The organism is Brevundimonas sp. FV1ye29L (assembly GCF_058681095.1).
The window spans coordinates 68,522-94,834 of the sequence record NZ_CM178730.1 but is presented as its reverse complement, the minus strand read 5'-3'; the positions used below and the strand labels follow the sequence as shown (position 1 = coordinate 94,834).

Here is a 26,313-nt window from a genome sequence, read left to right as displayed (position 1 = left end):
GGCGGAAGCCCTGCTCTCGATCTCGTGATGGCGGATCCGCGCAGCGCGGCGAGCCGGGCGCCGGAAAACTACGCCGCCAGACCCTGCATGATCGAGCGATTGATATCGATCAGGGTTTCGAAATCCTCTTCACCCTTCATCACCAGTGACGAGTGGCGGTTGATGAACAGGCTGAGCGAGATGATCTGGGCGCGCATGGGCATGGCCATGGCGTTGTCCGGATCCTGGCAGGCCGTCGCCAGGGTGGACCACAGGCGCCGGTTCCAGTCGATGGCGTCGATACGCGTCTTGATGTCCGACGGATCGACGGTCGCCGCGTGCATCAGGGCCCGGGTGACCTGGCCGAACAGGCGGTATTCGGTTTCGCGGGCCGATTCAGTCCGCGTCGCCGCCTGTTTGTATGCGTGAAGCATGCCCCAGCCTTTGCTCTTCGTATTCAACCAGTTTCCGCGCGCCCATCAGGGCCTTGTAGTATTCGCGGGAGACAACGTGTTTGGAGACCCCGACGCACTCGGCCAGGATCGCGGGATTGGAAATCGCGCCCATGAACTCGCTGAGCCGCAGCACGAACTCGTCGTACATCCTGGGCGCGGCGTTCTCGTCGAGATACATCATCATGACGGGGAAATAGATGCGGCTGGCGGGTGTGGTCACCTCCTCCACCTGCATGATGTCCTTCTCGCGAAGGACGGACGCCTTGTTCTGCAGCAGAAGGACGCCGCGACGGTCGCCGTTCTGGACGACAGCGCCGTTCAGGACGAATTTCTCGCCGGGCTTCAATGACAGCTTCAGGGCCATGGGGCGGTCCTCCATCGGTGCCCGCCGCACATCCATACGGGAACGGGACTGACGCACCCTAAACGGTCATGGTTAACCATGTCTTGTGGCGCGCGGCGGCGAGACGCGAGGGAACGGGCGGCGTCCGGGTGTCGTTTCACTTCCACAACAGGGAGGCGACCATGCCGGACCAGGATCTTTCGCGCGACGGCCAGGACGGCGCCGAGGTCTTTGACGAGACCCACATCGACGACGAGGGGGAGGGCGACCTGCTGCTCGACGAGGCGGGCGGCGTGCTCGACGTCACCCAGGCCGATGGCGACGCCGACGAGGACGCGTTCGACGAGGACGATATCGATCTCGACGACGAACTGGGTGCTTCCGGCATCGCGGCCGAGGCGGACGCCCTGCTGGGCGTCGACGGCGAGCGGATCAGCCGGCTGGACGACGGGACCGATGCCGTGTCCGGCGATGACGAGGTCGAGCTGGTCTATGCCGGCTTGATGGAAAACACCCGGGGCGCCCAGGCCAGCGCGGCCCACTGGGAAGCCAGAACCCTGTCGGACGACGACATCGCCGGCCTGGGCTACGGGCCGGAGGGCGACGAGTCGCCTTCGCCCGACACATCCTCACAGGAGATCAACCGATGACCGACAGCGACATCCGCCGCGACCAGGACACCGACACCCCCTTCGCGAGGCGCGCCGAAAAAGTCGACGGCAAGCCGGATCAGCTCGAAGCCTGTGAAAAGAATGCCGAAAGCCGGCAGGAGGCGCTGGTCGACGAGGGGGTCGAGGAGACCTTCCCCGCCAGCGACCCCGTATCCGCCAAACGGATCACCTGAGCGGCGACGGCGGTCTTCTGATCGTTGGCAAGTGATGCAGACCTCGTTAGGGATTTCGGTGCGTTGTAATGCGCAACCAACCGGAGCCCTGGATGACGCGGTCGACCGAACGGTTCGAGGGAACCTCGAACTATATCGCTACTGACGATCTGAAGATCGCCGTCAACGCCGCTGTGGCGCTGGAACGCCCCCTGTTGATCAAGGGCGAGCCCGGCACCGGCAAGACGGTGCTGGCCTATGAAATGGCCAGGGCCCTCGATGCGCCGCTGATCACCTGGCACGTCAAGTCGACGACCAAGGCGCACAATGGACTGTATGAATATGACGCGGTCAGCCGCCTGCGCGACAGCCAGCTGGGCGACGCCCGGGTTCATGACGTCCGCAACTATCTGAAAAAGGGCAAGCTGTGGGAGGCCTTTACCTCTCCGGTGCGCCCCGTCCTGCTGATCGACGAGATCGACAAGGCCGATATCGAATTCCCCAACGACCTGCTCCAGGAGCTGGACCGGATGGAATTCTATGTCCAGGAAATCGACGAGACCATCCGGGCCGAGATCCGGCCGGTGGTGGTGATCACCTCCAACAATGAGAAGGAGCTGCCCGACGCCTTCCTGCGCCGCTGCTTCTTCCACTACATCCGCTTCCCCGACGACGAGACGATGAAGGCCATCGTCGAGGTCCATTTCCCGGGCATCAAGCCGCGTCTGGTCGCCGAGGCGCTGAAGACATTCTACGGCATCCGCGACACGCCGGGCCTGAAGAAGAAGCCCTCGACCTCGGAACTTCTGGACTGGCTGAAACTGCTGCTGGTCGAGGATATCGACGCCGAGACCCTGAGGGAGAAGTCGCCCAACAAGCTGATCCCTCCCCTGCACGGCGCCCTGCTGAAGAATGAGCAGGACGTTCATCTGTTTGAACGTCTGGCCTTTCTGAGCCGCCGCGAGGGGGCCCGGCCCGGCGGCTGACCCTGATGCGCGACCGGGCCTTGCGGACACTTTTCCGGACGGGTTTCGTCATGTCGGTTACCGCGATTTCACTGGAAACCCTTTCTGTTCGGCGCAGGATGACAGGTAACGAGGATACGTCATGTTTCGCCTGTTCCTGATCTCTGCTGTGTCTGTCGTCGCCCTGACCGGTTGCGACGACGGCGGCGTGCGCATTTCCAGCCGCACGGTCAGCGACGAGGCCGGCGTCATGAAGGTGGTCGACGCCCTGCAATGCCCGGAGACCATGGGGCGCCTGATTCGCAAGGGTTCGGCCAGCGGCGATGGTCTGGTCTGCAACTATACCGGTCCGCGGGGGGCCGAGGTCTCGCTGCATCTGGTGAGTCTGGACGGCGCCTCGATCAACGAGGTTCTGGCGGGGTTCGAGGCGCGGCTGGCGGCCTCCCTGCCCGAGGCGGCGGCGCGGGTGCGCGCCGAGGCGGCCAGGGCCGATGCCGACGCCGCCCGGGCCGAGGCGGAGCGGGCGGGCGTGGAGGCGGATCGCGCCCTTGTCGAGGCGGATTCGGCCCGGGTCGAGGCCGACGCTGCGCGGGACGAGGCGCAGGGCGCCGCCCAGGTCTCGGCCCCGGGGGTGCGTATTGTCGCCAATGACGACAAGGCCAGCGTGCGTCTGCCCGGCCTGCGCATCGAGGCGAACGGCGACAACGCCAATGTCCAGATCGGCGGCATGCATATCAAGGCCAACGACGGACAGGGCGTCCAGACCCGCACCGCCTCCGTCAGCGTCAACGCCAGCGAACAGGCCACCGAGGTGCGGGCCACGGCGCCCGGCGAGGCGCTGAGGGCCCACTACATCCTCACCGACGGCGAGCCCCGACCAGGGGGCTGGGCCCTGGTCGGATATGAGGCCCGCGGTCCGCGCGGGGGACCGATCGTCGTGGCCACGGTCCGCGCCAAGGAGGGCGACCGGGAGCGTATTTTCGATGACGCGCGCGACCTGGTCACCCTGAACGTCGGCCGCTAAAACACCGTCCGGCCCTTGATCCCCGGAAGCGGATGCGTCACCTGACGCTGCCGTCATCCGAAGGTTGCCCTGACTTGGACGAGCTCGCCGCACCCAGATCGGGTCCGACCGGACCCCGAACCGCCAGATCGCCGGCGCCGCGCGCCTGGCAGCGTATGCTGTCGGGCCGCCGGCTGGATCTGCTGGACCCGTCCCCGTTCGACATCGAGATCGAGGACATCGCCCACGGCCTGGCCCGGGTGGCGCGCTGGAACGGCCAGACGATTGGCGAACACGCCTTCTCCGTGGCCCAGCACAGCTGCGTGGTCGAGGAGATCGCGGTCCATATCAAGCCGGACCTGGAGCCGCGCTGGCGGCTGGCGGCCTTGCTGCATGACGCCTCGGAATACGTCATCGGCGACATGATCTCGCCGTTCAAATCGGCGCTGGGCATGAACTACAAGGCCTTCGAGGCGCGTCTGGAGCACGCCATCCATGTGCGGTTCGGCCTGCCGCCGAAATCGCCCGTGGCGGTCAAGACCCTGATCAAGAAGGCCGACCGGGCCTGCGCCTATTTCGAAGCGACCCAACTGGCCGGGTTCGGCCGGACAGAGTCGCTGAAACTGTTCGGCACACCCCCGCCCGGATACGATCTGGTCATCGACCCCCTGCCCGCCGCCGTCGCCCAGGAGCGTTATCTGGAGCGTTTCCGGATCCTGGGTCAGGCGGTCGGGATCCTGACCCCCGCCGACGCCTGGCACACGGAATAGGCGATGTCATACGGGGGCGAACAGGGTGTGCGGATCGGCCTGTCCGCGGTGGTCATGGCGCTGCGCGACCGATCCCTGTGCGTCCTGACCACCCGGGCGGGCGAGGCCCTGACTCCTGAGTCCCTGGCCCCGGAGTCCCTGGCCCCGGAGTCCCTGGCCCTGCCGTTCGGCCCGTTCGACCCGGCGCGGGACCGCACCTTCGAGCGGTCGCTGCGGGCCTTCGTCGCCGCCCAGACCGCCTTCCACCCCGGCTTTGTGGAACAGCTCTACACCTTCGGCGATGCGGGCCGGGACGCGCCGCGCGCCACCCCGGGGCCGGACCGATTGCGCGAGGTCTCGGTCGGCTATCTGGCCCTGACGCGCGAAACCGGCGGGCCGCAGACCGAATGGACCCCGGTGTTCGATATCTTCCCGTGGGAGGACCGGCGCAGGGGGGCCGGCAGTCCGACCGACCTGACGGCGGCCCTCGGGGCCTGGGCGGCGGACGATCCGGCGCGGACCGGCCGGGTGAACAGTCTGTTCGCCCTCGGCGACGAGATGCGCTGGAACGAGGAGCGGGTGCTGGAGCGCTATGAGCTGCTCTATGAGGCCGGCCTGGTCGAGGAGGTGGCGCGGGACCAGAACCTCACCTCCAGCTTCACCGGCCCCGGCCGCACCATGGCCTCGGATCACCGCCGCATCCTGGCCACGGCCCTGGGGCGGCTGCGGGGCAAGCTGAAATACCGGCCTGTGCTGTTCGAGCTGACCGCCGAGACCTTCACCCTGTCGGGCCTGCAGGCGGCGGCCGAGGCGGTGGCCGGCCTGTCGCTGCACAAGCAGAATTTCCGTCGCGGGGTAGAGCGCACAGGTCTGGTCGAACCGACCGGCCTGATGTCGGCGGCCACCGGCGGCCGCCCGGCGGAGCTGTTCCGCTTCACCGGCGCCGACCCCCGGGGCGGTCAGGCTCCCGGCCTCGCCCTGCCGGCCCTGCGCTGAAGCCTTCCGGGGACGTGCAAAAAGCACGGCCGGCGGCTTGCGGCGGAGGCCCGCTTTCATTAGAGAGGCCGCTCGCTCGACCAAGCGTACTTACGGCCCCGCGGAGAGGTGGCAGAGTGGTCGAATGTACCGCACTCGAAATGCGGCGTGCCTGGAAGGGTACCGTGGGTTCGAATCCCACCCTCTCCGCCATTCGTCCCAGTAATCAATAAGATCAAGCACTAAACCAAAAGGTCTAGTGGTTTTGACTGATGGCACAACATCTGGTACATTCTATGTATGAGGCTGGCTAAAATACCAGAATATATTCAAGTAAGGTCGGGTATTTACTACGTCAGAATCTCAGTCGCTCAAGAGCTGCGGGCTATAGTCGGCAAGAACGAACTAAAGAAGTCCCTAAATACTAAATATTCTTTTGAGGCGGCGAGGCTGGCAGCTCCCGTAATCGCCCATTTTCAGCGCCAGATCGACAGAGCAAGGGCTCAGTGCACCCCGGTGCACACGGCGACTATCTCGGAGATGGCGATTGATGATGCCCGCACCTTTGCGCGCCGCCGTGTCGATCAGATGCAGACCCTTCCTGATCAGTATAGGACACGGGGCCGCCAGTTTCTTGGAGGGGGAGCAGGCGAGCGGAACCACCGGCTCGCTGAGAACAAAGAGCTCCTTCGCTTCTATGAGGAGGCAGAAGCGGGAGACCATTGGAGTAGGTGGCGCATAGCTCTCGGGCGATCCACCCTACGGGCGTACGAGCGTGAGCACAGCGTTCGTATTGAACCACTCTCCATCGCGCACGCCGTCCTAAGCGATTTTGGAGCCCAGACGGAGATCGAACATGTTCGGCGCGCGATCCACCGAGATGAAAACCATCACGCCACTACACCCGCGCCAAACAGCTCTTTGGCGCTAGCAATTGAGGAGAGCGGCACGTCTCTCAGTCGCCTTTGACGTGACCCCCTGAAACTCCTCCAGGAATAGCTAGAGTCCGCCCCTCGAAAGGACGGACAGATGAAGCGATCACGGTTCACGGAAGAGCAGATCATCGGGATCCTGCGTGAGCAGGAGGCGGGCGTTGCGACGGCAGAGGTCTGCCGGCGTCACGGTGTCAGCTCGGCGACCTTCTACAAGTGGAAGGCCAAGTTCGGCGGCATGGACGTGTCGGAGGCCCGGCGTCTGAAGGCGCTGGAGGACGAGAACACCAAGCTGAAGCGGATGCTGGCGGACGCGATGCTCGACAACGTCGCGCTGAAGGACCTGCTTGGAAAAAAGTGGTGACGCCCGCTGCGCATCGAGAAGCGGCGGCGCATCTGCAGTCGTTCTACGAGATGAGCGAGCGGCGGGCGTGCCGGGTGCTGGGCACCGATCGGGCAAGCGTGCGGTATCAGGCCACGCGGCCGGATGACGGCGTCCTGCGGGATCGATTGAAGGCCTTGGCGCAGGAGCGCCGGAGGTTCGGCTATCGACGTCTGCACGTGATGCTTCGACGCGAGGGCCATGCGGTGAACCGCAAGCGGGTCCAGAGGATCTATCGGGAGGAGAGGTTGACGGTGCGCAGGCGCGGCGGCCGAAAGCGGGCCATGGGCACGCGACGTCCGCTGGAAACGCCGTTGGTTGCCAACCAACGCTGGTCGTTAGACTTCGTGTCCGACCAGCTCACCGACGGCAGGCGCTTCCGCATCCTGACGGTGATCGACAACTGCACCCGCGAGTGCCTGGCGCTGGTGGCCGATACCTCGCTGTCGGGCGCACGGGTCGCGCGTGAGCTAGACATCATCATCCAGCAGCGCGGGCGTCCGGAGACCATCGTCAGCGACAACGGCACGGAGTTAACCTCGAACGCCATACTGGCCTGGGCTGACGATGCGGCGGTCGGCTGGCATTACATCGCGCCGGGCAAGCCCCAGCAGAACGGCTTCAACGAGAGCTTCAACGGCCGCCTACGCGACGAGCTGTTGAACGAGACGCTGTTCCGCTCCCTGCCGCATGCCCGGGTCGTGCTGGAAGCCTGGCGGCGCGACTACAACGAAACCCGGCCTCACTCGAAGCTGGGGTGGCTGACGCCGCAGGCCTACGCCGATGCGCTCACCGGACAGATCGGCCGGCCTGCTGCGCGAGTTGAAAGCTGCGCAGACCGGCCTCTTGCCAACCCAACCAACCCCGGCTCAGATCAACCCAGGACTCTCGTTATGGCTGGATGAGAAACGGGGGTCACGTCAGACCGTGAACATCGTGCCACCCGGAACAGCTGTTCCCGCTGACAAATTCATCGTCGAGAACGACTGCCGCTCATACTCGCGTCTGATTTTGGCGCTCAAAGCCGGTCGATACGGCTTAACGGCCTCCAGTTCTGAGGCCACGCCGCGAAAGCTGAGATAGTAGATGCGATCGAAAGTGGACCCGCCCACAAAATGGCGCAACCTCTCCGCCGCAAGGTCAACACAAAAGGCATTTCCATGATACGACCAATGCGTGGTGTACACGAGCAAATCGATAGGAAGCCTGTCAACGTAACCTTTACTGTTCTTTTTCTCAACTAGCTCGAAAAATGCTTCACCCCACGATTTGTAGTGGATTTCAGCGCTGTCACCGTCGTCGCGGTATGGCGGGACAGTAAGTATCAACTCCGTAAGTTCAATTTTAGCCTGTCGGCCATCCATCTCCCAAAGGAAATCAAGATCGTTCTCCGGCAACTGGGAAAACGTAACGGTCTGACCAGTCGAGCTTTGGCTGACCAACTCCTGAAACACGTCTGCCACCTCCGCCTCAAGAAGGTTCTTTTCCTTTGGTGTTAGGTGCCTCTCGAAGGCTCGCTTGTCAGTCTTCGGCCCGATTTCGTGTCTTAGAGCCCCATCTTTGCCAACCGGCTTTTCCCGCGCCATCAATACCTCGAAGGTAGTGGGCAAAGTGCCCCGGACATAACTATACCGGTCGGCCACCCGCTATGAAAAGCCGCAACAGCTAGCCCAGCATCCTCGTCGCCGTACGATCCGAATTTCGATCAGAGACTTTGTCGTCTGCGCCAAATAATTCTGTTTCATAGCCCATAAATCAACACCGAACGACGCAGCATGGACGATCTAAAAACGATAGTGCGGGGGCCCTTAGCACCCACAATTCGCGACCTTTGGGATTCAATTGAAGAAGCCACGGGCCTTTCGATCAACGTCCGTCTGATCCGAGAAAATGAAGCACCTGACCCAGCCGTCAGAGCTGGCCTAGACCCGCAAGTGGATCGCGCGACGCTGTTGGTGAAAGAAGCTGGCAACACTCCTGACGCATCGATCCTGCATGAACTACTTCACCTGCAACGCTATTGGATTGATGCGGTACCTCAGATGGTTGGCATCGACCCTCGGGCGAAGGGCGTAGTCAACCTGCGAGAAAACAGCCTTGAGCATCTCGTGATTGTCCCGAAGCAGGCGGAGTTGGGATTTGCCGACCAGGAATTTTGGGACGAAGGTGCTCGTCAAGAATGGGAAGACCATGAGTGGCCAACTCATCCCCTCGCAATTCGCCGCAAGGCGTTTATGGGATGGCTTCGCACCCACATTGTATGTTCTCCAGATGTAGTATCGGTAGCTAGTGCAAATCTCGACAAGTTGGGACTGTTTGACCAAGCCCAAGACTTCAAAAATCACGCAGTTAGCCTTCTAGACGATAAGCCTCGGCTTGTAGCTTTTGTGCTAGAAGCATTCGAAATTGACCACCGAAAAATAAGACTATTCTACTTCCGCGACGGGGGGAGGATCGAAACTATCCCAAGGTGACTTGGGCCATCGGATGATGGGGCCAACGGCTGGGAGAGCGATGAATAACGAACATCAGGCTGCCGACGAAATGGTATTCGGTCGTTACAGTGCGGCATCTACGCGGTCGATAGCCTTGAGGGGATGAATTGATCCAGGGTCCCGAGCGAACACGATCTCCTGGCTTGCAGGGTGCGCCTCGATCGGAGCTCAACCAACACCGCGCAACGACGCATAGACGGTGCTCACGACTTGGCGCTGAGGGTCGCGCCTAATGGAAATATCAGTGGACCACATGGTACAACGGCTTAACCAGCGAGGTACACAGATGTTTTTCAACGTATTGTTTTACAAGAAGTTATTCTGGCGATGACGTAGTCCCACCCTCTCCGCCACCGGCCCCTGCACAATTGCCCAAGGCAGCCGTATCCGGGAAGAACCGGGGCTTTTCGATCCAGAGCTGAAGACCCTTGTCGCTGCGGGCATATCAGGGCCGCATTGCCGAACGGCTTCGACAGCCGGCGTCTTCCCGGATGAAGATGGATGGGAGCGCTGATGGAGCCGCGTACCCGGCGCGGCCACCCACCGATCTCGGCGCCCGGGCGCAGGAGGCGGATCGTTTTCCATCCCGTTTCCCGACAATCAGGTCTAGATGATTCGCTCGGGGGGGCGGGCTCGGAAGATCACCGCAGGCGCGTGGTTTTCAGAGGTTCTATATACTTATGTTGATTGGGCAGGATTGTCAGATGGGTTCGTCACGATCGGCGATATTCCGGTTGGTGCGATATTGATGTCTGTGAATGTCCCGGCGCTAAATTGTGTTGTTTCTTGGTTGAACATACAATTCAGTCTGTCATATGTCGATTCCAGCAGGATGTGGCTGGACGATGATTTGGTTTCCAGTCTCATTGTAAGCAGCGTATTCAGCGGTAATATTGATCATATTGACCGGAAACCTGAAGATACGCGTTGCTATCTGATGCCTGGCAGCGTGCCTGACAACCTGCGTCGCGCGGTTAACGCGATGAGTGCTGCAGAGGCGGTCGGCATCCCTCGTGAGACGGCTCGCACGAAGATCGTGGCCCTGACGCAGAAGGGCTTCTTGAAGGCAACGAATGAAGGCGTGATCTTGAGTTCGGACGCCATCGTGTCCGGACCGCTCATGGCTGTGCTGCCGGCCTATCTGTCGGCAATTGACAAATTCATAAATGGGCTGGCGCTGATCAATGCCCATGGTCTGCGGCAGCAGAGCGGTTTGGTCGAGCCCGCCTGGTCGGTCAGTGGAGCGGCAATTCGACTTGGAACATCGCACGTCCTGCGGACTATCAACTCTGTCCAGGCCATCTCCCCGGAGCAGCCGTTCATGACGAAATACGTGCTGGTGGCGATAGCCTACATGGTTGGTCTTGACCTGAGGATCGGCCAGGTCCCTGCAGCACGTGTCGTCGAGGAGCTTTCCGTCCTTGAACCCGGCTTGATCCCTGTCAGTGGAGTAGCGGTAGCCCGCTTTACGAATTTGCCTGAAGAGACGGTCAGAAGACATATCCGGGCTCTGGTCTCGTCCGGCATGCTCGTAAGGCTGGCGTCGGGATATGACGTCAATCTCGCCAATGAGGTCTTCGTCGGTCGTTGGATGGGTTTTCAGGGCCGCGTGAACATCAGTGTTCAGCAGTTGCTGCGAAAGATGGCCTCCTCGGGCCTGATCGCCAGCGATCGTGGAAACCCAAAGGCTTGAGCATGCGGGCGTCGGCTCGCTTTTTCGGCTGAAACCCTGATGTCAAAGCCCCGTCGACCCTGTTGGCCGAGGCGTTGCTCAGGCCCCGGCCTTTCTGGCAAAGCCCCAGGCGGCGGCGGACAGGGGCTCGACCTGGGCGGCCATGGTCACGGCGTGGGCGCTGGCGGCGGTGCCGTCGCGGACCCGGCCGCCGATGCCCTGGCAGATGGCCGCGAGGCGGAACAGGTTGTAGGCCATCAGCCAGTCGAGATTGGTCGGGGCCGGGACCCCGGCCTTTTCGGCATAGCGGGCGACGGTCTCCTCGACCGAGGGAATGCCCAGGGCCTTCAGGTCCGCGCCGTTGACGCCGTTCTTCTGGCTGGCGGGCAGGACCCAGCCGATCAGCAGATAGGAGAAGTCGGCCATCGGATCGCCGAGGGTGGACAGCTCCCAGTCCAGCACGGCCTTCACGCGCGGGCTGTCGTTGTCGATCATCAGATTGTCGAGGCGGAAGTCGCCGTGGACGACCCGGGCCGGCCCCTCGGGCGGCAGGCTCTCGGGCAGGAAGGCGATCAGCCGGTCCATGTCGGGGATCGGATGGGTCTCTGACGCCGCATATTGTTTGGTCCAGCGGCCGACCTGACGGGCGAAATAATTGCCCGGCCGGCCGTAGTCGCCGAGGCCGATCTGCTCCGGATCGAAGGCGTGCAACTGGGCCAGCGTATCTGTCTGGGCCTCATAGATGGCGCGGCGCTCGGCGGGTTCGAGACCCGGCAGTTTCAGATCCCAGAGCACCCGGCCCTCGACCTTCTCCATGACGTAGAACATCGAGCCGATGACGCCGTCGTCCTCGCACAGGGCATGGGCCCGGGCGACCGGAAACCCTTGCGCGCCCAAGGCCGAGATGACGCGGAACTCGCGGTCCACCGCATGGGCCGAGGCCAGCAGCTGGCCCGGCGGCTTGCGGCGCAGCACATAGGCGGCCCCGGGCGTGGTCAGCTCATAGGTCGGATTGGACTGGCCGCCCTTGAACTGGCGGATCGTCAGGGGGCCGACGTAGCCCTCCACATGGTCGGCCAGCCAGGCCTCAAGCCGGGGCTGGTCGAGGGCGTAGCGGGGATCGACCTCGCGCGTGCCGCCGAACGCGGCCTGGGCGTCCTGATCAATGTCGGTCATGGTTGGTCTCCCCGGGGCGTGGCGCTTCAGGCGCTCTGATCTGCCGCAATAATGGCGGCGCGAACGGCGCCGCGCCAGCCCTTCAGCAGGGCGTCGCGCTGATCGTCCGACATGCGGGGCGTCCAGACGGCCGGGGCCTCGGTGGAGCGGGGCGTCAGGTCGGCAATCAGGCCGACGCCCAGGGCCGCCAGCCGCGCCGCGCCGAGGGCGGTCATCTCCTGAAACGCCGGGCGTTCGACCGGCAGGCCGCAGATGTCGGCGACGAACTGCATGGCGAAGGCGTTGGCGGTGACCCCGCCATCGACCCGGAGCGCCGACAGGGCCGGGGCGCCGTCAGCGGCAAGGGCGTCCAGCAGATCCCGGGTCTGATAGGCGAGACTCTCCAGAGCGGCGCGGACGAAATGCGCCGCGCCCGCGTCCCGGGTCAGGCCGGTGATGGTCCCGCGCGCGTCCGGATTCCACCAGGGGGCGCCGAGGCCGGTGAAGGCCGGGACCAGATAGACGCCGCCATGGTCGGGCAGGGACTGGGCCATGGCCTCGGACTGGCGGGACTCGGAGATCAGCCCCGGCCCGTCCCTCAGCCACTGGATCGCCGACCCGGCCGAGAAGATCGACCCCTCCAGGGCATAGGCCCTGGAACCGGCGGCCGTCTGACCGCCCGCGCTGTAGCCGAGCGTGCCCAGCAGCCGGCTGGTCGAGGCGACCGGTTCGGCGCCGACATTGGCGACGAGGAAGGCGCCCGTGCCATAGGTGATCTTGGCGTCGCCGGGGTTCAGGGCGCCGTGGCCGACGAGGGCGGCCTGCTGGTCGCCGGCCGATCCGGCGATGGGCAGGGCGAGGCCGAACAGGGCCGGGTCGCTGTGGCCCGAGACCTCCGCACAGCCGACGATGCGCGGCAGGACGTTGCGGGGAACCTGGAACAGGGCGCACAGGTCGTCGCGCCACTGCATCGTCTTCAGGTCCATCAGAGAGGTGCGGCTGGCGTTGGTGGCGTCGGTGACGTGGCTCCGGCCGCCGGTCAGCTTCCAGATCAGCCAGCTTTCGATCGTGCCCAGCTTCACCTCGCCGCTTTCGGCCCGGTCGCGGGCGCCGGGGACGGCGTCGAGCAGCCAGGCGAATTTGGCGGCCGAGAAATAGGGGTCGAGAATCAGGCCGGTCGCCGCCTGGACCATCGCCTCGTGGCCCTCGGCGGCGAGGCGGGCGGTGACGTCGGCGGTGCGCCGGTCCTGCCAGACTATGGCCCGGTGCAGGGGCTCGCCGGTCGCCGCATCCCAGATCACCGCCGTCTCGCGCTGGTTGGTGATGCCGATGGCGGCGAACCGGCCGACGCCGCCGGCCTTGCTGATCACCTCGCGGCAGGTCTGGAGGGTGGCGCTCCAGATCTCGGCGGCGTCATGCTCGACCCAGCCCGACGCCGGGAAATGCTGCGCCAGCTCGATCTGGCTGACGGCGACGGGATGCAGGGCGTCGGTCCCGTCGAGTTCGAAGGCGATGGCGCGGCTTGAGGTCGTGCCCTGATCGATGGCGAGGATGAGGCTCATGGGAGTGATTAGTGACTGGTGATCAGTGATTAGGGCGCTGCGTCTGAACGGCGGCCGCACCCTCGCTTGTCTACTCACTATTCACCAGTCACTAATCACTCCAAATGACCCACACCGCCTCCTTCACCGGCGTCCAGGACGCCGCCCGCCAGATCGCCGGCGCCGCCGTCCGGACGCCCCTGCTGGAGAGCCCCGCCCTGAACGAAAGACTCGGCGGCCGGGTGCTGATGAAGGCCGAGACGATGCAGGTGGCCGGGGCGTTCAAATTCCGGGGCGCCTGGAACCGGATCAGCCGTTTCACGGCCGATGAAAGGGCGCGCGGCGTCGTGGCCTATTCGTCGGGCAACCACGCCCAGGCGGTGGCGGCGGCGGCGCGGATGACCGGGACCCGCGCCGTCATCGTCATGCCCGCCGACAGTCCGAAGGTGAAGGTCGAGGGGGTCATCGCCTTCGGCGGCGAGGTCCGGTTCTATGACCGCTATACCGAAAGCCGCGAGGCCATCGGCGAGGAGATCGCCTCGACCCGCGGCTCGGTGCTGGTCCGGCCGTTCGACGACCCCTTCGTCATCGAGGGTCAGGGCACGGTCGGGCTGGAGATCATCGAGCAGGCGAAGTCGGTCGGCGCGGAACTCGATCAACTGCTGTGCGGCGCCTCCGGCGGCGGACTGATCGCGGGGATCAATCTGTCGATGGCCGCCCTGTCGCCCGACACGCGGGTGATCGGGGTCGAGCCTGAGGCCTATAACGACACCCAGCTGTCGATGGCGGCGGGCCAGCGCCTGACCCATGCCCCCGTCGCCCGGCCCACGATCTGCGACGCCCTGATGACCGACCGGCCGGGGGAGTTGACCTTCCCGATCAACCGGCGGCTGGCGGCGGTGGTCACCGTGTCCGACGCCGAGGTCGCCGAGGCGGTGCGCTACGCCTTCCGTACCCTGAAACTGGTGGTGGAGCCGGGCGGGGCGGTGTCCCTGGCGGCGCTTCTGGCCGGAAAGGTCGAGACCCAGGGGCGGACCACGGCGGTGGTCCTGTCCGGCGGCAATGTCGATCCCGGCCTGTTCGCCGACATCATCGAGGGCCGTTTCGCCGGCTGACGGGCGGTGCGATTTCCGGCTGGCGTGACGCATCGGAAGGCGGATAGCCTCCGGCAAAACCAGAGGAGACGACCATGACCAAGCCCAGCGACCTGCCTGCCCTGATCGGTCAGGAGGTCGGTCTGTCGAAATGGATCGAGATCGACCAGGCGCGGATCAACGCCTTCGCCGACTGCACCGAGGACTGGCAATTCATCCACGTCGATCCCGAGGCGGCGAAACAGGCCCCCTTCGGCGGGACCATCGCCCACGGGTTTCTGACGCTCAGCCTGATGTCGGCCATGACCTATGACGCCGTGCCGCCCCTGGAAGGCGTGACCATGGGGGTCAACTACGGCTTCGACAAACTTCGCTTCATCGCTCCCGTCCCGGTGAACTCAAAGGTGCGCGGGCGATTCCGGCTTCTGTCGGCGGAAGACAAGGGCGGCGGCCGCTGGCTGATCAAACACGAGGTCACCGTCGAGATCGACGGCTCCGACAAGCCCGCCCTGATCGCGGAATGGCTGGGGATGCAGTTCGTCAATCCCTGACGGCGGCCTCGATCGCCCGTTGAAGCGCGGCGAGTGCAGGATCGAGATCCTCGGCGAAGACCGGAGCAGCCAGGGTGGCGACGGGCGGCCGGAACCGCGCGGCCGCGCTGCGATAGGCCGGGTCATAGTGGGCGTCGAGCAGGTCGGACGTCAGGTCGGGCAGATCGCCGGACCCTGCCAGGGCGCGCCAGCGGGCGATGGCCCTGCGTCCGTGGCGCAGGGGCAGGCGGGCCAGTATCGCGTCCAGCCCGTCCGGGTCGGCGGCGATGCTGGCATAGGCGGACAGGCTGTAGGCCGCGCGTTTTTCCAGTGGCGCCTCAAGCGCGATGCGGGGCGCCGCCTTCATCGCCGCCCATAGCCGCGCCGGGACGACGCAGGCCCCGATCCGGCTGGACTCAGCCTCCACCACCACCGGGCGTGAAGGGTGCAGGTCTTCGAGCGCGACGGCCAGCCGGCTCTCGAACAATTTCTGCGGCGGCTGGGGCGTGCCGGTGACTCCGAACAAGGATCCACGATGGGCCGCCAGCCCCTCCAGATCCAGCACCTGGACGCCGCGTTCGGCCAGCTGGGTCAGGGTCTCGGTCTTGCCCGAGCCGGTCGGCCCGTCCAGCAGGACCAGCCGATGGGACAGGGGGGTGGAGGTCTCATGCAGCGTCGCCAGCACATGCCGCCGCCAGGTCTGGTAGCCGCCCTGCAGCCGGGTGACGGGCCAGCCGACCTGATCCATGACGGTGACCATGGCGCCCGACCTCTGGCCGCCGCGCCAGCAGTAGACCAGCGGCCTGAACCCGCCGCTGCGGTCCGAGAGCGGCCCTTCCAGATGGTCGGCGATGTTCCGCGCCACGAGGGCGGCGCCCTGCCGCCGGGCGAGGAATTTCGAGGTCTGGACGTAGAGGGTTCCGATCTCGGCCCGTTCGGCGTCGTCGAGGACCGGAAGGTTGAGGGCGCCCGGAATATGGTCTTCGGCGAATTCGGACGGGCTGCGCACATCGATGATCGCGTCATATCCGGCGCGGGCGGCCGGGCTCAGATCGACCGTGGAGCGGATCCCCGCCATCAGGGCTGGACGGCGAGGACGGGCGGGCCCGCGACCACGCGGCCGATTTCGGTCGCTTGTTCGAAGCCGTCCCGACGGGCGAGATCGAGAACCTTCCCGGCCTCGTCCCCGGCGACGGCGATCAGCAGGCCGCCGCTGGTCTGGGGGTCGGTCAGGAGATCGCGCAGCCACGCCGGGCTGTCGGCCGGCAGGCGCACATCGTCGCCGTAGCTGGTCCAGTTGCGCGCGGAGGCGCCGGTAAACCGGCCCGCCTCTGCCAGGGCGCGAACCTCGTCGAGCAGGGGCAGGGCCGCCGCCTCAATCTGGATCGTCACCCCCCCGCCCCGGGCCATTTCCAGCGCATGACCGGCAAGGCCGAAGCCGGTCACGTCGGTCACGGCATGGACGCCCGCCACATCGGGCAGCAGGGCGCCCAGGGTGTTGAGGCGTGTCGTGGAGGCGATCAGGGCGGCATAGCCGGCGTCCGGGAGGTCGCCCCGTTTGAAGGCCCCGCCCAGAACCCCGACGCCCAGCCCCTTGGTCAGGATCAACCGGTCTCCCGGCCGGGCGCCGCGATTGGTCAGCACCCGGTCGGGGTCGACCAGTCCGAGGGCCACAAGGCCATAGATGGGCTCGACGGAATCGATGGAATGGCCCCCCGCGACCGGGATCCCCGCCCCGGCGCAAATGGCCGCCCCGCCCGCCAGCACCCGGCCGATGGTTGCATCCGACAGCCGGCCGATCGGCATGCCGAGGATGGCCAGGGCCAGAATGGGCCGCCCTCCCATTGCGTATACATCGGACAGGGCGTTGGCGGCGGCGATCCGGCCGAAGTCGAACGGATCATCGACCATGGGCATGAAGAAGTCGGTCGTCGCGATGAGGGCCTGATGATCGTTCAGTCGCCACACCGCCGCATCGTCCGAGGTTTCCGTCCCGACCATGAGGTTGGCGAAGGGGGCGGCGGCCGGCATGGCGGCGAGGATGTTGCGCAGCCGCTCTGGCGACATCTTGCAACCGCAGCCGCCGCCGTGGGCGAGCGTGGTCAGAGGGGGTTCGGCGGCATCGGACATTCAGCAGCCATAACGGATCGGCGCGTGAAGTTCATGTCCCAGTTTGAATTCTGGCCCTGCCTGCGACCGGCCTACCCCTCGCCCAGGCACCTCAGGGCGACCTCGAGGTTGCGCAGGCCGTCCTCGCCGGTCACGGCGGGGGTCTCGCCGGTGGTGATGGCGCGGGCGAAGGCCTCCAGCTCGGCCTTCAGCGGCTCGTTGGGCCAGCTCATGACCCCGCGTGTCGAATAGGAGCCGTCCGGCTGCTGGCCGAAATATTCGGTGACCTGACGCGTCATCAGGTCGGCGACGACGAACTTTGTCCTTGTGGCGACCTGCAGGGTGCGGGTCTTGTAGGGCGTCACCCAGTTGGTGGTGATGTGGGCGATGACCCCGTTCTCCAGCCGGAACTGCAGCAGGGCCGTGTCCTCGCGCTCGGCGCGGGTGCGGGCCAGCTGCGGCTGGACCTCGACGATCTCGGACCCCGTCAGGTGGCGGATGATGTCGATGTCGTGCACGGCCAGGTCGATGACCACCCCGACCTCGCCCATGCGCGGCGGAAAGGGGCCGACGCGGGTGATCTGGATGGAGATGACCTCCTCGCCGGCGATCGCCCGTTTGACCGCCTCGACCGCCGGATTGAAGCGTTCGACCTGACCGACCATCAGGACGCGATCATGGGCTCTGGCGGCGTCGATCATGCGGTTGGCGTCGGCCACGGTGGCGGCGATGGGTTTTTCCACCAGCACATGGACCCCGGCCTCCAGCAGGGCGACGCCGACGTCGGCGTGGAAGCGGTTCGGGGTGGCCACAACAGCGGCGTCGAGGCCGGCGGCGACGAAGTCCGCAGCGGAGGTATAGGCGGCCGCGCCGTAAACCTCGGCCACGCCCTCTGCGGTGGCGGCATCGGGATCGAAGACGGCGGTCAGGGCGAACTCGCGCATGCCGGCGGCGACGCGCGCATGGTTGCGGCCCATGACGCCGACGCCGGCGACGCCGATCTTGAGCGGATTGAGGTTCGGCATGGCGATCAACCCTTGAAGCTGGCGACGGCGGCGATGACGCGATCCTGCGTCGCCTCGTCGAGATCCGCGTGCATGGGCAGGCTGATCACGGTGTCCTTCAGCCGCTCGGTGACCGGCAGGCTGCCCGGCCCGGCCGAAAACCGCGCATAGGCCGGCTGCAGGTGCATGGGCACCGGATAGTAGACGGCAGTGGGCACGCCGGCCGCCCTGAGGTGGGCGGCCAGGCCGTCGCGGTCGGAATGCTGGATGGTGTACTGGGCCCAGTTGGAGACATTGCCGACCGGAAGATGCGGCACAGCGTCGACGTGGGGCGCCAGCTTTTCGTTGTAACGGGCCGCGACCCGCATCCGGACCTCGATCTCTTCCGGGAAGACCTTCAGCTTCTCGATCAGAACAGCGGCCTGGATGGTGTCGAGGCGGCTGTTCATGCCGATGCGCATGGCCAGGTATTTGGGGTCGTGATCGAAGGTCTGGCCGTCCTTCAGGTCCTTGGCCACCACCTTGCCGTGGACCCGCAGCGAGTCCATCTCCTGGGCCAGATCCTCGTCGTCGGTCAGCACCGCCCCGCCGTCGCCGTAGCAACCCAGAGGCTTGGCCGGGAAAAAGCTGGTGGTCGTGACGTCGGCCCATTTGATCGGGTGCTCGCCGTCCAGGGTGCAGCCGAACCCCTGGGCCGAGTCCGAGATCAGCTTCAGCCCATAGGTGTCGCAAATGGCCCGGATGGCCGGATAGTCGGCGGGCTGGCCGAAAAGATCGACGGCGATGACCACGCGGGGCCTCAGCCGGCCCTCATCCAGCGTGGCCTTGATCGCCGCCTCCAGATGGGCAGGGTCCATGTTGAAGGTGCCGGGGTCGACATCGACGAAGACCGGCGTGGCGCCCAGCCAGGGCACGACCTCGGCCGTGGCGGTAAAGGTGAAGCTGGGGCAGAAGACGGCGTCGCCGGTGCGCACGCCCCAGGCGATCAGCGGCAGGATCAGGGCGTCCGTGCCGTTGGCGCAGCCCAGGGCGTGTTTCGCCCGGCCGAAGGCGGCCAGATCGGCCTCGAACTGGCGAACCTGGGGGCCCATGACCCAGGCGCCGCCGACCACAGCCTCCTGAACGGCGGCCTCGATACGGCCGCCGAGGCGAAGCCGCTGGGCCTGCAGGTCGATGAAGGGCATGGACATTGGAACGGGCTCCCTGTGGGACGACGCCTCACGGACGCGCGCCGGGACCGGAGGCGATGCCCCGGCGAATGCGGCCTCCTAACAATGACAGTTCCTGACAGCAAATCCATCGGGGTCACTTCGCGTTGCGTCTTGCAACGGCGGCCGATACAGCGATGCCGCCATGTCTCCTCCCCCCCCTCTCATGCCTGCGGTGTTTCTGGATCGCGACGGCGTTCTGAACCTGGATGTCGGCTATCCGCATCTGGAGGCGCATCTGAGCCTGACTCCCGGGGCGGCCGAGGCGGTGCAGCAGTTGAACCGGCACGGCTTCTTCACCGTGATCGTGACCAACCAGTCCGGCGTGGCGCGCGGCATGTTCACCGTGGAACAGATGGAGGCCTTCAACGCCCTTCTGGTGCGGCGTCTGGCGGCCAGGGGGGCGGTGATCGGGGCTGTCTATGCCTGCCCCTATCACGATACAGGAACCGATCCCCGCTGGCTCCATCCCGACCATCCGGACCGCAAGCCCAACCCGGGCATGATCCTGCGCGCCGCCGCGGACCATGGCCTGGATCTGGAGCGGTCCTTCATGATCGGCGACCGCGAGAGCGACATGGAGGCGGCGCGCCGCGCGGGCATCCCGGGCTTCCTGTTTGGAGGCCCGGACCTGAACGCCTTCGTTTCCGATCTGATGGGCGTCTGAGTCACCGCGCCGCAGCGCTCGCCGGGCGTCACGACCAGCGAAGACGACCGTCGCGTTTCATCGCGTGATGAATTAGCCTCGGATCCACAAACGGGAGCGGAGGATCAAGGATGACGGGCATCTCGGGCGCATATGCCGAACGACACTGGACGACGCCGGACAACCTGACGCTGTTTGCGCGCGACCATGCGCCGGCCGCCGGTCCGGCGCGACTGCCGGTGATCGCCATTCACGGCCTGACGCGCAACAGCGCCGACTTTTCCGGCATCGCCCCCCTGATCGCCCTGAGCGGGCGCAGGGTGCTGGCGGTTGACGTGCGGGGCCGCGGTCGTTCGGACCGGGCGACCGATCCGATGACCTATACGCCCGAGGTCTATGCCAGGGACGTCCTCGCCCTGATGCATCAGACCGGGATCGAGCGCGCCGTCTTCATGGGAACCTCCATGGGCGGGCTGATCACCATGGTCCTGGCGGGTCAGGCGTCGAAAAGGGTTGCGGCCGCGATCCTGAACGACATCGGCCCCGAGGTTTCGCCCGAGGGGCTGATGCGGATCGCCGCCTATTCCGGCCAGCCGGTCGACACCCCGACCTGGGCCGAGGCTGCGGACTATGCGAGGCAGATCAACGCCGTCGCCTTCCCCCACTATACAGACGCCGACTGGGAGGCCTTCGCCCGACGCATTTTCCGTGAAGGGACCGAGGGAGCGCCGGTGCTGGACTATGATCCCGACATCGCCGTCCCCATCCGGGCGGCGGGCGCCAGGGCCCTCGTGCCCAGTCTGTGGCCGATGTTCCGGTCCCTGGCGCGCAAACGGCCCACCCTGCTGATCCGGGGCGGAACCTCGGACCTGTTGGGCGCCGCCATAGCCGACAGGATGAGGAAGGCGGCGCCCGGCATGGACTATGCCGAGGTCCCTGACATCGGCCACGCCCCGATGCTGGACGAACCCGAGGCGAAGAACGCCATCTTCGAGTTTCTGGCCGGGGTGGAGTGAGCGGGGTGATTGGTGACTAGTGACTAGTGATTAGTGAGCGGGGAGCGCCGGTTTGCGGACGCGCCTCGCCAATCACTAGTCACCAATCACTCGTCGCCGCTTCACCCGAACTCCGCCTCCAGATCGGCCAGCCGCGCGGCCTGGTCCTCATTGATCAGGGCGTTCAGCAGGGGATCGATATCGCCCTCAAGGATCTGCGGCAGGCTGTGCAGGGTCAGGCCGATGCGGTGGTCGGTCACCCGCCCCTGCGGATAGTTGTAGGTGCGGATGCGTTCGGACCGGTCGCCCGAGCCGACCTGGGATTTCCGGGCGTCGGAGCGGGCGTTGTCCTTGGCCTGACGCTGCATGTCATACAGGCGCACGCGCAGGTTCTTCATCGCCTTGTCGCGGTTGACGTGCTGCGACTTCTCCGAGGACGTCACCACGATGCCGGACGGGAAGTGGGTGATCCGCACGGCGGAATCGGTCTTGTTGACGTGCTGGCCGCCCGAGCCGGAGGCGCGGAAGGTGTCGATGCGAATGTCCTTGTCCTGGATGTCGATCTCGACATCCTCGACCTCGGGCAGGACCGCGACCGTGGCGGCCGAGGTATGGATCCGGCCCTGGGTCTCTGTGGCCGGGACCCGCTGGACGCGGTGGACGCCGCTTTCGAACTTCAGCCGGCCGAACACGCCGTCGCCGGTGACGGTGGCGATGATCTCCTTGTAGCCCCCGGCCTCGCCCTCGGTCGCCGAGTCCAGCTCGACCCGCCAGCCGCGGGTCGAGGCGTAGCGCGAATACATGCGGAACAGGTCGCCGGCGAAGATGGCGGCCTCGTCCCCCCCGGTGCCGGCGCGGACTTCCAGCACCGCCGAGGCGTTTTCGTCGGCGTCGCGCGGAGCCAGCAACAGGGCGACGTCGCGCTCCATGTCCGGCAGACGGGCGTTCAGCGTCTCCAGCTCGTCGGCGACCATGGCGGCCATGTCCGGATCAGCGGCCATGGACTGGAGGTCGTCGATCTCGACCCGCGCCCTGGCCAGGGCCATGACGGCGTCGGCGACCGGCTTCATCTCGGCGTGCTCCTTCGACAGGCGCACGATCTCCTGACCGTCTGTGGCCGCGCCCATCCGCGCCTCCACCTGATGGAAGCGATCGAGCACCTGATCGAGCCGGGCCTGGGGCAGTCGCAAACGAGATCTCGCATATGGCGTAGGGAAGCGGGGCTCATACCCCGTCCCGCCTGCGGCTGTCGATGCGCACACGCCATCCGCCTTGACGCAGGAAACGGCGCCTCGCGATCGGGGGACCCGGCCCTGACCCGGTTGTGATCCCGGGTCACGATGGCGTCAGCCCCCCTGACGTCTGGCGCGGCTTGTCCCTATGTGGCGAAAATCAGTCACGAGCGGAGCCTCTGATGTTCGACCGCCTTCCCGATGTCGCGCGTATGGAATCCGAGACCGATCTGGCGCGCCTCTGCCGCCAGTACGACGGCCTGCTGACCGAGGGCCGGGGCCTGTCCGACGCGGCGGCCAGCGAACTGACCGCCATGGCCGGCATCTATGATCTGGACGCCGACCGGCCGCATGAGGCGGTCTGGCGTGATCTGCGGGCCGTTCTGGTGCGCCAGACCGGCGTCGATCCCGACGCCCGGATCCCAGGCTCGGTTGCCGACCTGACCCTGCTGGTCGTTGAGGACGACCCGCAGGCCGCCCGGGATCTGACCGAGGCCCTGACGGAGGCCGGTCATCGGGTCATCGGCCCGTTCCATGACGGCGATGCAGCCGAGGCGGCGGCCGGGCTGCATGCGCTGGATGGCGCCCTGCTGGACATCAATCTGTCGGGCGCCACCGATGGCGCCATGCTGGCGGAGCGGCTGAAGACGCGCTGGGGCGTCCCCGTGATCTTCCTCTCCGGCGACATCGGCGCGTCCGCCCGCCATGCCGGCCTGGCCGAAGCGATCGTCGCCAAACCCTATGGCCGAAAGGACGTTCTGGAGGCGCTCGCGCGTCTCCCAGTGGTGTAAGAATTCCTCGCTTGGCGCGCGGTTGCCGCTACCGCTAAGCCTGCGCGCCGTCGCGGCCGGGCTTGAATCCAGGACTTCATGGACACCTTCGTTCTGTTTCTCTTCGTCGGCCTTCTGGCCCAGACGGTGGATGGCGCCCTGGGCATGGCCTATGGGGTGATCTCCTCGTCGGTGCTTCTGGCCTTCGGCGTCCCGCCCGCCACCGCCTCGGCCAGCGTTCATGCCGCCGAGGTGTTCACCACGGCGGCCTCGGCGAGCAGTCACGCCTGGCATCGCAACGTCGAATGGCGGTTGTTCATCCCGCTGGCGGTCGCCGGGGTGATCGGGGGCGTCCTGGGCGCCTATGTGCTGAGCGGCATCAGGGGCAACGTTATCAAGCCGTTCGTGGTGACCTATCTGGCTGTGATGGGCGTCTGGATCCTTTGGCGCGCGGGTCATGAGCCCCGGGCCCGGCGCCTGCCGGCCTGGCTGATGGCGCCGGTGGGGATCGTGGGCGGATTTCTCGACGCCGTCGGCGGGGGGGGCTGGGGGCCGACCGTGTCCTCGGCCATGGTCGGCGCCGGTCAGGATCCGCGCCGCGCCATCGGCACGGTCAATACGGCCGAGTTCTTCCTGACCGTGGCGGTCTCGGCGACCTTCGTCTGGGCGCTGGTGACGGGCCACTGGCAGGAGGCCGGCGCCCTGGAGCACCATTTCTCGGCCGTGGCGGGCCTGGTCGTCGGCGGTCTGATCGCCGCCCCCTTCGCCGGACTGATCGTCAAACGGGTGCCGCGCAAGGTTCTGGCCTATGGCGTCGGCGTCTTGCTCGTCGTGCTGGCGGCCTTCCAGGGCGCGCAGCTGGCGGGGCTGGTCTGAGGCGAAAAAGGCGACGGGAGACATCCTCCCGTCGCCCTTGGCGTCAAGGCTGGAGATGGGCCCTGAAGCGGACCAGAAACGCCTGGATGTTTTCGCGAATGGACGCCTCATTGGCCATCCGGAGACGCTCGACGCCCACGATGCTGTCGCCCATGGTCGCCGTCCCTGTGGCCGCCACGGTCTCGTCGAATACGACGGCGCCGGAACGGTCCAGAACGCTGTAACGGACGCGACTGACGACCGAGAAGCTGAACCCGGCCATCGGACGTTGCAAATCCACCATGGTCGCCGTCAGGCCCCAGGGGCCGTCCGCCCTGAAGTAGCCGGAGGTCTGGAGCGAACTCTCCAGGGCCGTCCTGAACTCTGCGTTCGAGACGTTGGAGATCCACAGCGGATTGGTCTCGCCCCCGCCCTGGACCGCGGTGACCCGCACCGACTGATACCCCGGCGCGCCGGGACGAACCGCTTCAAAAGTCGAGGGGAGCACGGACATGGCTTCCGGACGGGCGCCCGACGCGCAGGCGCCCAGCGCCAGCAGTCCGATCGCCGCCGCCGTCGCGCCGAGACGACGCATGGCCGTCATGGGCGGGGCTCCAGGGTAACGATCAGAGGATTGGGGCGCAGGTCGTTCAGGGCGCCGCTGCTGGCGTCAACCCCGGCTCCGATGATGCCGCCGACCAGAAGGTTGCCGGCAAGGGCCGCTCCGCCGCCGCCGGACATGGAGGACTCCACCGGATGGGTCTGCTCGACATAGCCGTCCTTGGCGATCGTCACCGTGAAGCCGGACTTGCGGGCCATCCGGAAGGTGCAGGGAGTCGACGGGCAGGTGAAGCCGTTGGAGGTTGTCACGGAAGCGCCCGGCGGGGTGCTTTCGACCTTGAATTCCTGGGTCGTTCCGCGCGTCATCGTGGCGCAGGCCGTGAGCGAGGTCGCCGCGCAGGCAAGCGCAGTAGCGCGCGCGCAAAAGCGCGCAGTGGTCGATATCATGGAAGCCCCCGTAGAGTACTGGATCGCCGCATCCGACGACGCGCGCACCCTCGTTTCGACCCGGAAAGCCGTCAATATCAAATCAGCGATAGCGGCCGAAAAGACGGCCCTTGGCCGGGGCTAGGCGGTTGGTCGTCCGGCCTCAGCCGCCGCCCGGGCCGCGTCGAGTTCCGCGGCCTTTTCCTCGACCCGGGCGACGATCTCATCGATCATGCCGGCGTTGGCCTGTTTGCCGGCGATCTTGCCGTTCAGATACAGCATCCCGGACCCCGCGCCGCCGCCGGTGAAGCCGACGTCGGTATAGAGGGCCTCGCCCGGGCCGTTGACGACGCAGCCGATGATCGACAGCGACATCGGCGTGGTCACATGGGCCAGCTTCTCTTCCAGTACGCCCACGGTCTCGATGACGTTGAAGCCCTGACGGGCGCAGGACGGGCAGGCGATGATGTTGACGCCCCGGTGGCGCAGGCCCAGCGACTTGAGGATGTCGAACCCGACCTTGATCTCCTCGACCGGATCGGCGGCCAGCGACACCCGGATGGTGTCGCCGATCCCGGCCCACAGCATGGAGCCCATGCCGATGGCCGACTTGATCGTGCCGGTCCGCAGCGGCCCCGCCTCGGTCACCCCCAGATGCAGGGGGCAGTCGATGGCCTCGGCCAGTTGCTGGTAGGCGGCGACGGTCAGGAAGGGGTCCGACGCCTTCACCGAGATCTTGAACTCGTGAAAGTCGTGGTCCTGCAGGATGCGGGCGTGGTTCAGGGCGCTCTCGACCATGGCGTCGGGACAGGGCTCGCCGTATTTCTCCAGCAGTTCGCGCTCCAGGGACCCGGCATTGACCCCGATCCGCATGGAACAGCCGTGGTCGCGGGCGGCCTGGACCACGTCGCGCACCCTTTGGGCATTGCCGATATTGCCGGGGTTGATGCGCAGACAGGCGGCGCCCGCCTCGGCGGCCTCGATGCCGCGCCTGTAGTGGAAATGGATGTCGGCCACGAGCGGGACCCGGGCCTCGCGCGCAATCTGGCGGAAGGCGGCGGTTGAGTCCTCGTCGGGGCAGGAGACGCGGACGATATCGGCGCCGGCCTCTTCCAGCTGGCGGATCTGGTCGATCGTCGCCGCCGCGTCCGAGGTCGGGGTATTGGTCATGGACTGGACGCTGATCGGGGCGTCGCCGCCCACGGCCACCTTGCCCACCATGATCTGGCGGCTCTTGCGGCGCTCGATGTGGCGCCAGGGCCGGATGTGGCCGATGTCGTGTCCGGGATCGCTCATGTCAGACGCAAGATAGGCGCTTCGTCGCGACATGGCCATGACGGGCGGTGATTGGGGATCAGGGACCGGAGATCCGGACGGCGACTCTTGCGCCGCGATGACGACCGCCTTGCGGCCC

The 26,313-nt window shown here is 66.2% G+C and carries 30 protein-coding genes and 1 tRNA gene; 18 read left to right on the top strand and 13 right to left on the bottom strand.

Annotated features, from left to right (window positions below; translation table 11 throughout):
• Positions 1–68 precede the first annotated feature (68 nt).
• Complete coding sequence (gene flaF, locus ACW17W_RS00515) at positions 69–413, bottom strand: flagellar biosynthesis regulator FlaF (protein ID WP_492078312.1); 345 nt, start codon at positions 411–413, stop codon at positions 69–71.
• Positions 376–798, bottom strand: a complete 423-nt coding sequence (flbT, locus tag ACW17W_RS00510) for a flagellar biosynthesis repressor FlbT (protein ID WP_492078310.1) — start codon at positions 796–798, stop codon at positions 376–378. The genes flaF and flbT overlap by 38 nt, the downstream gene beginning before the upstream one ends.
• A gap of 161 nt (positions 799–959) precedes the next feature.
• Here flbT and ACW17W_RS00505 point away from each other — a divergent pair, with 161 nt between their 5' ends.
• From ACW17W_RS00505 to ACW17W_RS00465, 9 genes are all read left to right on the top strand, one after another.
• Positions 960–1,427 (top strand): hypothetical protein, encoded by a 468-nt coding sequence (locus ACW17W_RS00505; protein ID WP_492078308.1) that lies wholly within the window; start codon positions 960–962, stop codon positions 1,425–1,427.
• Positions 1,424–1,621, top strand: coding sequence for a hypothetical protein (locus tag ACW17W_RS00500; RefSeq protein WP_492078306.1), 198 nt, complete (start codon positions 1,424–1,426; stop codon positions 1,619–1,621). The genes ACW17W_RS00505 and ACW17W_RS00500 overlap by 4 nt, the downstream gene beginning before the upstream one ends.
• Positions 1,622–1,713: 92 nt before the next feature.
• Complete coding sequence (locus tag ACW17W_RS00495) at positions 1,714–2,586, top strand: AAA family ATPase (protein ID WP_492078304.1); 873 nt, start codon at positions 1,714–1,716, stop codon at positions 2,584–2,586.
• Positions 2,587–2,707: 121 nt separating this feature from the next.
• Positions 2,708–3,589, top strand: a complete 882-nt coding sequence (locus tag ACW17W_RS00490) for a methyltransferase type 11 (RefSeq protein WP_492078302.1) — start codon at positions 2,708–2,710, stop codon at positions 3,587–3,589.
• Positions 3,590–3,744: 155 nt separating this feature from the next.
• The gene (locus ACW17W_RS00485) at positions 3,745–4,338 is read left to right on the top strand and encodes a YfbR-like 5'-deoxynucleotidase (RefSeq protein ID WP_492078300.1); all 594 of its coding nucleotides are present in this window, start codon (positions 3,745–3,747) and stop codon (positions 4,336–4,338) included.
• 3 nt (positions 4,339–4,341) lie between these two features.
• Positions 4,342–5,313, top strand: coding sequence for an NUDIX hydrolase (locus ACW17W_RS00480; RefSeq protein ID WP_492078298.1), 972 nt, complete (start codon positions 4,342–4,344; stop codon positions 5,311–5,313).
• A 102-nt stretch (positions 5,314–5,415) separates the two neighbouring features.
• Positions 5,416–5,505 (top strand) — tRNA-Ser (locus ACW17W_RS00475).
• An 87-nt stretch (positions 5,506–5,592) separates the two neighbouring features.
• A complete protein-coding gene (locus ACW17W_RS00470; RefSeq protein ID WP_492078296.1) occupies positions 5,593–6,261 on the top strand; it encodes a DUF6538 domain-containing protein in 669 nt (222 codons plus the stop codon).
• 60 nt (positions 6,262–6,321) lie between these two features.
• Positions 6,322–7,511, top strand: a protein-coding gene (locus ACW17W_RS00465; RefSeq protein WP_492076467.1) for an IS3 family transposase whose coding sequence is annotated in 2 segments (ribosomal slippage) — positions 6,322–6,580 and positions 6,580–7,511 — 1,191 coding nt in all. Because the reading frame shifts where the segments join, the coding sequence is not laid out codon by codon here.
• A 15-nt stretch (positions 7,512–7,526) separates the two neighbouring features.
• Here ACW17W_RS00465 and ACW17W_RS00460 read toward each other — a convergent pair.
• Positions 7,527–8,192, bottom strand: a complete 666-nt coding sequence (locus tag ACW17W_RS00460; RefSeq protein WP_492078294.1) for a hypothetical protein — start codon at positions 8,190–8,192, stop codon at positions 7,527–7,529.
• 189 nt (positions 8,193–8,381) lie between these two features.
• Here ACW17W_RS00460 and ACW17W_RS00455 point away from each other — a divergent pair, with 189 nt between their 5' ends.
• Both ACW17W_RS00455 and ACW17W_RS00450 read left to right on the top strand, forming a co-directional pair.
• The gene (locus ACW17W_RS00455) at positions 8,382–9,080 is read left to right on the top strand and encodes a hypothetical protein (RefSeq protein WP_492078292.1); all 699 of its coding nucleotides are present in this window, start codon (positions 8,382–8,384) and stop codon (positions 9,078–9,080) included.
• Between the two features lie 631 nt (positions 9,081–9,711).
• Complete coding sequence (locus ACW17W_RS00450; RefSeq protein WP_492078290.1) at positions 9,712–10,794, top strand: hypothetical protein; 1,083 nt, start codon at positions 9,712–9,714, stop codon at positions 10,792–10,794.
• 78 nt (positions 10,795–10,872) lie between these two features.
• On the opposite strand, the gene ACW17W_RS00445 is transcribed toward ACW17W_RS00450, so the two are convergent.
• A complete protein-coding gene (locus ACW17W_RS00445) occupies positions 10,873–11,949 on the bottom strand; it encodes a phosphotransferase family protein (RefSeq protein WP_492078288.1) in 1,077 nt (358 codons plus the stop codon).
• Positions 11,950–11,975: 26 nt separating this feature from the next.
• Entirely contained in the window at positions 11,976–13,490 is a 1,515-nt protein-coding gene (gene glpK, locus ACW17W_RS00440; RefSeq protein ID WP_492078286.1) for a glycerol kinase GlpK, read from the bottom strand.
• Positions 13,491–13,594: 104 nt separating this feature from the next.
• Between glpK and ACW17W_RS00435 the strand changes: the two genes are divergently transcribed.
• Together ACW17W_RS00435 and ACW17W_RS00430 are read left to right on the top strand one after the other, a co-directional pair.
• On the top strand, positions 13,595–14,584 hold the full coding sequence (locus tag ACW17W_RS00435; protein WP_492078284.1) for a threonine ammonia-lyase: 990 nt from the start codon (positions 13,595–13,597) through the stop codon (positions 14,582–14,584).
• 74 nt (positions 14,585–14,658) lie between these two features.
• A complete protein-coding gene (locus ACW17W_RS00430) occupies positions 14,659–15,114 on the top strand; it encodes a MaoC family dehydratase (RefSeq protein ID WP_492078283.1) in 456 nt (151 codons plus the stop codon).
• On the opposite strand, the gene mnmH is transcribed toward ACW17W_RS00430, so the two are convergent.
• The 4 genes from mnmH to ACW17W_RS00410 all read right to left on the bottom strand — a co-directional run bounded on the left by mnmH (position 15,104) and on the right by ACW17W_RS00410 (position 19,396).
• Positions 15,104–16,171, bottom strand: a complete 1,068-nt coding sequence (gene mnmH, locus ACW17W_RS00425; protein WP_492078281.1) for a tRNA 2-selenouridine(34) synthase MnmH — start codon at positions 16,169–16,171, stop codon at positions 15,104–15,106. The genes ACW17W_RS00430 and mnmH overlap by 11 nt on opposite strands.
• Entirely contained in the window at positions 16,171–17,223 is a 1,053-nt protein-coding gene (gene selD, locus ACW17W_RS00420; protein WP_492078279.1) for a selenide, water dikinase SelD, read from the bottom strand. The genes mnmH and selD overlap by 1 nt, the downstream gene beginning before the upstream one ends.
• Positions 17,224–17,294: 71 nt before the next feature.
• Entirely contained in the window at positions 17,295–18,227 is a 933-nt protein-coding gene (locus ACW17W_RS00415) for a Gfo/Idh/MocA family protein (protein WP_492078277.1), read from the bottom strand.
• A gap of 5 nt (positions 18,228–18,232) precedes the next feature.
• Positions 18,233–19,396, bottom strand: a complete 1,164-nt coding sequence (locus ACW17W_RS00410; protein ID WP_492078275.1) for a DegT/DnrJ/EryC1/StrS family aminotransferase — start codon at positions 19,394–19,396, stop codon at positions 18,233–18,235.
• 163 nt (positions 19,397–19,559) lie between these two features.
• On the opposite strand from ACW17W_RS00410, the gene ACW17W_RS00405 reads away from it, so the two are divergent.
• Together ACW17W_RS00405 and ACW17W_RS00400 are read left to right on the top strand one after the other, a co-directional pair.
• The gene (locus ACW17W_RS00405; protein ID WP_492078273.1) at positions 19,560–20,081 is read left to right on the top strand and encodes a D-glycero-alpha-D-manno-heptose-1,7-bisphosphate 7-phosphatase; all 522 of its coding nucleotides are present in this window, start codon (positions 19,560–19,562) and stop codon (positions 20,079–20,081) included.
• Positions 20,082–20,191: 110 nt separating this feature from the next.
• Positions 20,192–21,076: an alpha/beta fold hydrolase gene (locus tag ACW17W_RS00400; protein ID WP_492078271.1), complete on the top strand. Its 885-nt coding sequence runs from the start codon at positions 20,192–20,194 to the stop codon at positions 21,074–21,076.
• 101 nt (positions 21,077–21,177) lie between these two features.
• Here the strand turns inward: ACW17W_RS00400 and prfA are convergent, their stop codons facing one another.
• Positions 21,178–22,245: a peptide chain release factor 1 gene (gene prfA, locus ACW17W_RS00395; RefSeq protein ID WP_492078269.1), complete on the bottom strand. Its 1,068-nt coding sequence runs from the start codon at positions 22,243–22,245 to the stop codon at positions 21,178–21,180.
• A 224-nt stretch (positions 22,246–22,469) separates the two neighbouring features.
• Between prfA and ACW17W_RS00390 the strand changes: the two genes are divergently transcribed.
• A complete protein-coding gene (locus ACW17W_RS00390) occupies positions 22,470–23,078 on the top strand; it encodes a response regulator (protein WP_492078267.1) in 609 nt (202 codons plus the stop codon).
• 78 nt (positions 23,079–23,156) lie between these two features.
• Positions 23,157–23,933, top strand: coding sequence for a sulfite exporter TauE/SafE family protein (locus ACW17W_RS00385; RefSeq protein ID WP_492078265.1), 777 nt, complete (start codon positions 23,157–23,159; stop codon positions 23,931–23,933).
• A 43-nt stretch (positions 23,934–23,976) separates the two neighbouring features.
• Here the strand turns inward: ACW17W_RS00385 and ACW17W_RS00380 are convergent, their stop codons facing one another.
• Together ACW17W_RS00380 and ACW17W_RS00375 are read right to left on the bottom strand one after the other, a co-directional pair.
• Positions 23,977–24,516: a hypothetical protein gene (locus tag ACW17W_RS00380; RefSeq protein WP_492078263.1), complete on the bottom strand. Its 540-nt coding sequence runs from the start codon at positions 24,514–24,516 to the stop codon at positions 23,977–23,979.
• The gene (locus ACW17W_RS00375; protein WP_492080343.1) at positions 24,513–24,782 is read right to left on the bottom strand and encodes a hypothetical protein; all 270 of its coding nucleotides are present in this window, start codon (positions 24,780–24,782) and stop codon (positions 24,513–24,515) included. Before ACW17W_RS00375 ends, ACW17W_RS00380 begins: the two co-directional genes overlap by 4 nt.
• On the opposite strand from ACW17W_RS00375, the gene ACW17W_RS00370 reads away from it, so the two are divergent.
• Positions 24,694–25,044, top strand: coding sequence for a hypothetical protein (locus ACW17W_RS00370; RefSeq protein WP_492080366.1), 351 nt, complete (start codon positions 24,694–24,696; stop codon positions 25,042–25,044). The two genes, ACW17W_RS00375 and ACW17W_RS00370, sit on opposite strands and share 89 nt — an antisense overlap.
• Here the strand turns inward: ACW17W_RS00370 and ispG are convergent.
• Positions 25,041–26,195 (bottom strand): flavodoxin-dependent (E)-4-hydroxy-3-methylbut-2-enyl-diphosphate synthase, encoded by a 1,155-nt coding sequence (ispG, locus tag ACW17W_RS00365; RefSeq protein WP_492078261.1) that lies wholly within the window; start codon positions 26,193–26,195, stop codon positions 25,041–25,043. The two genes, ACW17W_RS00370 and ispG, sit on opposite strands and share 4 nt — an antisense overlap.
• Positions 26,196–26,313 lie beyond the last annotated feature (118 nt).

Bases quoted from the DNA above. Each gene is read 5' to 3' on its own strand.
- ACW17W_RS00495 (WP_492078304.1), top strand. From the start codon at position 1,714: ATGACGCGGTCGACCGAACGGTTCGAGGGAACCTCGAACTATATCGCT.
- flaF (WP_492078312.1), bottom strand. From the start codon at position 413: ATGCTTCACGCATACAAACAGGCGGCGACGCGGACTGAATCGGCCCGC.
- ACW17W_RS00385 (WP_492078265.1), top strand. From the start codon at position 23,157: ATGGACACCTTCGTTCTGTTTCTCTTCGTCGGCCTTCTGGCCCAGACG.
- ACW17W_RS00415 (WP_492078277.1), bottom strand. From the start codon at position 18,227: ATGCCGAACCTCAATCCGCTCAAGATCGGCGTCGCCGGCGTCGGCGTC.
- ACW17W_RS00460 (WP_492078294.1), bottom strand. From the start codon at position 8,192: ATGGCGCGGGAAAAGCCGGTTGGCAAAGATGGGGCTCTAAGACACGAA.
- ACW17W_RS00455 (WP_492078292.1), top strand. From the start codon at position 8,382: ATGGACGATCTAAAAACGATAGTGCGGGGGCCCTTAGCACCCACAATT.
- ACW17W_RS00410 (WP_492078275.1), bottom strand. From the start codon at position 19,396: ATGTCCATGCCCTTCATCGACCTGCAGGCCCAGCGGCTTCGCCTCGGC.
- ACW17W_RS00470 (WP_492078296.1), top strand. From the start codon at position 5,593: ATGAGGCTGGCTAAAATACCAGAATATATTCAAGTAAGGTCGGGTATT.
- ACW17W_RS00405 (WP_492078273.1), top strand. From the start codon at position 19,560: ATGTCTCCTCCCCCCCCTCTCATGCCTGCGGTGTTTCTGGATCGCGAC.
- ACW17W_RS00485 (WP_492078300.1), top strand. From the start codon at position 3,745: ATGCTGTCGGGCCGCCGGCTGGATCTGCTGGACCCGTCCCCGTTCGAC.
- ACW17W_RS00490 (WP_492078302.1), top strand. From the start codon at position 2,708: ATGTTTCGCCTGTTCCTGATCTCTGCTGTGTCTGTCGTCGCCCTGACC.
- ispG (WP_492078261.1), bottom strand. From the start codon at position 26,195: ATGAGCGATCCCGGACACGACATCGGCCACATCCGGCCCTGGCGCCAC.
- selD (WP_492078279.1), bottom strand. From the start codon at position 17,223: ATGTCCGATGCCGCCGAACCCCCTCTGACCACGCTCGCCCACGGCGGC.
- mnmH (WP_492078281.1), bottom strand. From the start codon at position 16,171: ATGGCGGGGATCCGCTCCACGGTCGATCTGAGCCCGGCCGCCCGCGCC.
- ACW17W_RS00400 (WP_492078271.1), top strand. From the start codon at position 20,192: ATGACGGGCATCTCGGGCGCATATGCCGAACGACACTGGACGACGCCG.
- ACW17W_RS00500 (WP_492078306.1), top strand. From the start codon at position 1,424: ATGACCGACAGCGACATCCGCCGCGACCAGGACACCGACACCCCCTTC.
- ACW17W_RS00435 (WP_492078284.1), top strand. From the start codon at position 13,595: ATGACCCACACCGCCTCCTTCACCGGCGTCCAGGACGCCGCCCGCCAG.
- ACW17W_RS00380 (WP_492078263.1), bottom strand. From the start codon at position 24,516: ATGACGGCCATGCGTCGTCTCGGCGCGACGGCGGCGGCGATCGGACTG.
- glpK (WP_492078286.1), bottom strand. From the start codon at position 13,490: ATGAGCCTCATCCTCGCCATCGATCAGGGCACGACCTCAAGCCGCGCC.
- ACW17W_RS00445 (WP_492078288.1), bottom strand. From the start codon at position 11,949: ATGACCGACATTGATCAGGACGCCCAGGCCGCGTTCGGCGGCACGCGC.
- ACW17W_RS00505 (WP_492078308.1), top strand. From the start codon at position 960: ATGCCGGACCAGGATCTTTCGCGCGACGGCCAGGACGGCGCCGAGGTC.
- flbT (WP_492078310.1), bottom strand. From the start codon at position 798: ATGGCCCTGAAGCTGTCATTGAAGCCCGGCGAGAAATTCGTCCTGAAC.
- ACW17W_RS00450 (WP_492078290.1), top strand. From the start codon at position 9,712: ATGATTCGCTCGGGGGGGCGGGCTCGGAAGATCACCGCAGGCGCGTGG.
- ACW17W_RS00430 (WP_492078283.1), top strand. From the start codon at position 14,659: ATGACCAAGCCCAGCGACCTGCCTGCCCTGATCGGTCAGGAGGTCGGT.
- ACW17W_RS00390 (WP_492078267.1), top strand. From the start codon at position 22,470: ATGTTCGACCGCCTTCCCGATGTCGCGCGTATGGAATCCGAGACCGAT.
- ACW17W_RS00480 (WP_492078298.1), top strand. From the start codon at position 4,342: ATGTCATACGGGGGCGAACAGGGTGTGCGGATCGGCCTGTCCGCGGTG.